The organism is Limosilactobacillus kribbianus, assembly GCF_026413145.1.
Taxonomy (GTDB): Bacteria; Bacillota; Bacilli; order Lactobacillales; family Lactobacillaceae; genus Limosilactobacillus; species Limosilactobacillus kribbianus.
The window spans coordinates 1-4,488 of sequence record NZ_JAOVYZ010000079.1 but is presented as its reverse complement, the minus strand read 5'-3'; the positions used below and the strand labels follow the sequence as shown (position 1 = coordinate 4,488).

The window sequence follows — 4,488 nt, the reverse complement described above, 5'->3', positions numbered from 1 at the left end:
GAATTTAACCTATACCAGTTGACCAAAGCCAATGATAATTAGAGGTTATCATGCGGTGACCAGAAAACAAGTTGTATAGTAGCAAAATCCGAAAGGATATATTTATAGAATACGAGGAGAGATAACTATGACTGAAAAAGTAGCTGTACTTGGCGCGGGCTCATGGGGCAGCGTGCTGGCAAACTTATTGGTAGAAAATGGTCATGACGTGCTTCTGTGGTCGCGGGACCAGGCCCAGGTTGACCAGCTTAACCGGGACCACGTCAACCCCGCCTACATGAAGGACTTCACCTATTCTCGTGATCTCCATGCCACGGCGGATATGAAGGAGGCCGTGGCCGGGGCCGACGTGATGCTGATCGTGATCCCAACCAAGGGAATCCGGGAGGTCGCTAGGAAGCTTAACACCGTCTTAACCGACCTCGACCAGCAATCGCTGATTGTGCACGCCACCAAGGGCTTGGAACAAAATACCTACAAGCGGCCGTCAGAGATGATCAAGGAAGAAATCGCCCCTGAGCACTTACGGGACGTGGTTGTTCTGTCTGGACCGAGCCATGCCGAGTCCGTGGCGATCAAGGACATGACCGCCGTCACGGCCGCCTGCGCCAACCTCGCCGACGCCCAGAAGATCCAGCAGCTCTTCAGCAACTCCTACTTCCGGGTCTATACCAATGATGACGTGATCGGTGCCGAATTTGGTGCCGCCCTGAAGAACATCATTGCTATCGGTGCCGGGGCTCTGCAAGGATTGGGCTACCACGATAACGCCCGGGCGGCCTTGATCACCCGGGGACTGGCGGAAATTCGGCGGCTGGGCGTGGCCTTTGGTGCTAACCCGATGACCTTTATCGGCCTGTCCGGGGTGGGGGACCTGATCGTTACCGCCACCAGCAAAAACTCCCGGAATTGGCGGGCCGGCTACCAGCTCGGCCAGGGCCAGCAACTCGATGATGTCATCAAGAACATGGGGATGGTCATCGAGGGGGTTTACACCACCAAGGCGGCCTATGAGCTTAGTAAAAAGCGGCAGGTAAAAATGCCAATAACCGAAGCATTGTACCAAGTTTTATACCAGGGTGAGAGCATTAAAACCGCAATTTCTCAGCTAATGAGCCGAGATCTTACGTCAGAGATGGAATAATTATGGTAAAATACAACCGGGTACAATGAGAGATTGAAGTTATGGAAAGGATTTTTCGTTATGAAACGTGTTAGAAAAGCAATTATTCCGGCAGCCGGCCTGGGGACCCGTTTCCTGCCTGCTACCAAGGCCTTAGCTAAGGAAATGCTGCCAATTGTTGATAAGCCAACGATCCAGTTCATCGTTGAGGAAGCGCGCAAGTCCGGCATCGAAGACATCGTTGTCGTTGACGGCAAGAACAAGCGCTCAATTGAGGATCACTTCGATTCCAACCCTGAATTGGAGGACAACCTGCGTGCTAAGCACAAGGATGCCATGCTGAAGCTGGTCGAAGAAACGACCGACATCAACATCTACTTTATTCGGCAGTCACACCCACGGGGCCTCGGGGATGCTGTCCTGACCGCCCGTGACTTCATCGGTGACGAACCATTCGTTGTCATGCTCGGTGACGACCTGAACAACATCAACAACAACGGTGAACCGCTGACCAAGCAATTGATCGACAGCTACGAACAGACCGGTGCTTCCACTCTGGCTGTTATGCGGGTACCGCACGAAGACACTGCCAAGTACGGCGTTATCAACCCAAGCAAGGAAGTAACGCCAGGCCTGTACAACGTGACAAGTTTTGTTGAAAAGCCGGCCCCGAAGGATGCACCGAGCGACCTGGCAATCATCGGCCGCTACGTCTTCACTCCAGAAATCTTTGACGTCCTGGCCAAGACGAAGCCGGGCAAGGGCAACGAAATTCAGCTGACGGATGCCATCGATACCCTGAACCAGACGCAACGGGTCTTTGCTCGCGAATACAATGGCGATCGGTACGATGTTGGTAACAAGTTCGGCTGGGTTAAGACCAACATTGAATACGGTTTGCAGCACCCACAGGTTAAGGATGAACTGCGTGAATACATCAAGGACCTCGGTGCTAAACTGGCCGCTGAGGACAAGAAGAGCAGCAAGAAATAAGAATAAATAGTTTCAAAGCAGCAAACCTTGGTGAAGAAAGGCTTGCTGCTTTTTTGTTGGGGAGGGAAATATAATGACGAGGATGGTTGTCTTTTCTGCGGACAACGGCTACATCGAACAGCTGACGACGGCGATTAAGTCACTGATCTACTACAATCACGATTTGACCATCGGCGTGTTCAATGCCGATATTCCGCAAGAATGGTTTCTAAAACTGAATAATGATTACCGGGCGGTGGGGGTCCAGATTAAAAATCTAAAGCTGGCGCCGGAAGTGCTGGCCGGTAAGCCGGTTTCCCGGACCCACATCGACCCAATGACCTACGCGCGGCTGCTCATTCCGGAGCGGTTGACCGCCGCGCGGGTGCTCTACCTCGACAGCGATCTGGTGGTGAACGGGCCGCTGGACGAACTATTTAACCTCGACCTAGCGGGCAACCTAATCGGGGCGGTCACCGATTACGCCGTCCCAGAGAGTTTTAACGCCGGGGTGCTCCTGATCGATAATGCCAAACTGCGTCAGATCGATGGCCTCACGGCGCGGTGGCTGGCGGAGGCCGATCAGGGCCTGGCCAATGATGATCAAACGATTCTCAACCATTACTTTGGCGATCACTACTTCCGTTTGCCGGATACCTATAATTTATGCCTGGGGACCTATGCAACGGCCTCGTACTACCAAAAGCCACTTTTTCCCCAGATCAAAGAGCGCTTCCGGCGAGCCCAGCCCTACCGAATTCTCCACTACGACACTGTCCTGAAGCCGTGGCACGAGGTTTCAACGGGGATCCTGCGGCAACGATGGTGGCAGTACAACGCGCTTACGCCAGGGGCGGTCGTTGATCATGCCCCGCTGCCGAATTTCTGGGAGCAAAAGCGGGGGAATCTATGGATTTCGACCTACACTCAGGACTTGCCAGAAATCAAAACCCTGGTACAAGCGTTGCCGGACTGTTGCTTCTACATCACGGCTCCGACCAACATGGGGACGATTCTCCTGGACATGATGCGCTATCCGAACGTCCGCCTCTATCCAGCGGCAATCAACGAAAACATCGATGAGATCATCACCAAGCTGGATGCCTATCTGGACATTAATCTGGGCCCTAAAGATCAAAAGGCCCTCGAACGGGTCCGTCAGGCTGGGATCCCGATTTTGCGTTTAGATGATGGTGGAGCACCAGCATTGATTGCCAAGATTCGGGCCCTACTCTGACAAAAAGTAAGTAAAATGATGGACATTTGATTCCGGGACCAGTATGATAGAGACAAGAATTTGATTTGTGGAGGAACTAAAATGGCAGAAGAAAAGCACTATGATGTTGTTGTGATCGGCGCGGGACCTGGTGGCCTGACCACCGCGATGTATGCTTCCCGGGCCAACCTCTCCGTTGTGATGCTCGACCGGGGGATTTACGGTGGAAACCTGAATAATACCGCCACGATTGAGAACTACACCGGTTTCAAGAGTGTCAAAGGGCCAGACCTTGCCAAGGACATGTACGAAGGTGCCACCCAGTTCGGCGCTGAGTACGCCTACGGAACGGTTACCAAGGTTGAGGACCAGGGCGCAACCAAGAAGATCACGACCGACATGGGCGACACCTACATCGCTAAGGCGGTCGTGATTGCCACCGGTTCTGGCCAGCGTCATCTGGACGTGCCGGGTGAAGACGAGTTCGCCGGCCGGGGCGTTTCCTACTGTGCGGTCTGCGATGGGGCCTTCTTCAAGGGGCTGAACCTAGCCGTAGTCGGCGGCGGGGACTCTGCAGTCGAAGAAGGACTCTACTTGACCCAATTGGCGAAGAAGGTGACCGTCCTGGTCCGCGGCGACCACTTGAGGGCCCAACCGATGCTGCAGGACGAAGCTGCCCAAAACGACAAGCTGGAATTTGTCTACAACACCAGTGTGACTGAGATCACGGGTGACGATGTCAAGGTCCGCGGCGTCAAGACCCACAATAACCAGACTGGTGAGGACGGCGAGATGCCGGTCGACGGGATCTTTATTTACGTCGGCTCTTACCCGATGACCGCTCCATTTGCCAACCTGGGAATCTTAGACGACCAGGGCTGGGTTAAGACCGACAACGAGATGAAGACCAGCATCCCCGGGATCTTTGCGATCGGGGATGTCCGCGAGACGCCGCTGCGCCAGATTGCTACGGCGGTCGGCGACGGGGCGATCGCCGGTCAGCAGGTTTACAAGTACATTAGCAGCCTGAACTAAGAAAAGGAGTTGTGCCTGCAGCAATGTCATTAAGTTAAGAGCTTGACAATTAGTGGTCGGTTCTTACAGGATGTCGTTTGAAAAGTAATTCGTTAATTTTAAGGCCACCTAAGTAGTAATCGCGGTTACTAATTAGGTGGCC

4 protein-coding genes are annotated in these 4,488 nt (G+C 53.5%); all 4 read left to right on the top strand.

What is annotated here, in order from left to right:
* Positions 1–127 precede the first annotated feature (127 nt).
* The 4 genes from OCT58_RS09950 (at position 128) to trxB (ending at position 4,346) form a co-directional block, all read left to right on the top strand.
* Positions 128–1,144: an NAD(P)H-dependent glycerol-3-phosphate dehydrogenase gene (locus tag OCT58_RS09950; RefSeq protein WP_267202682.1), complete on the top strand. Its 1,017-nt coding sequence runs from the start codon at positions 128–130 to the stop codon at positions 1,142–1,144.
* Between the two features lie 60 nt (positions 1,145–1,204).
* Positions 1,205–2,116: a UTP--glucose-1-phosphate uridylyltransferase GalU gene (gene galU / locus OCT58_RS09945; RefSeq protein WP_267202681.1), complete on the top strand. Its 912-nt coding sequence runs from the start codon at positions 1,205–1,207 to the stop codon at positions 2,114–2,116.
* Between the two features lie 73 nt (positions 2,117–2,189).
* Positions 2,190–3,332 carry a glycosyltransferase family 8 protein gene (locus OCT58_RS09940; protein ID WP_267202680.1) on the top strand — a complete coding sequence of 381 codons (1,143 nt, stop codon included), beginning with the start codon at positions 2,190–2,192 and terminating at the stop codon, positions 3,330–3,332.
* 81 nt (positions 3,333–3,413) lie between these two features.
* Entirely contained in the window at positions 3,414–4,346 is a 933-nt protein-coding gene (gene trxB, locus OCT58_RS09935; RefSeq protein WP_267202679.1) for a thioredoxin-disulfide reductase, read from the top strand.
* Positions 4,347–4,488: the final 142 nt, after the last annotated feature.

Excerpts from the sequence above, each read along its gene's own strand:
- OCT58_RS09950 (WP_267202682.1), top strand. The coding sequence starts at position 128 with ATGACTGAAAAAGTAGCTGTACTTGGCGCGGGCTCATGGGGCAGCGTG.
- galU (WP_267202681.1), top strand. The coding sequence starts at position 1,205 with ATGAAACGTGTTAGAAAAGCAATTATTCCGGCAGCCGGCCTGGGGACC.
- OCT58_RS09940 (WP_267202680.1), top strand. The coding sequence starts at position 2,190 with ATGACGAGGATGGTTGTCTTTTCTGCGGACAACGGCTACATCGAACAG.
- trxB (WP_267202679.1), top strand. The coding sequence starts at position 3,414 with ATGGCAGAAGAAAAGCACTATGATGTTGTTGTGATCGGCGCGGGACCT.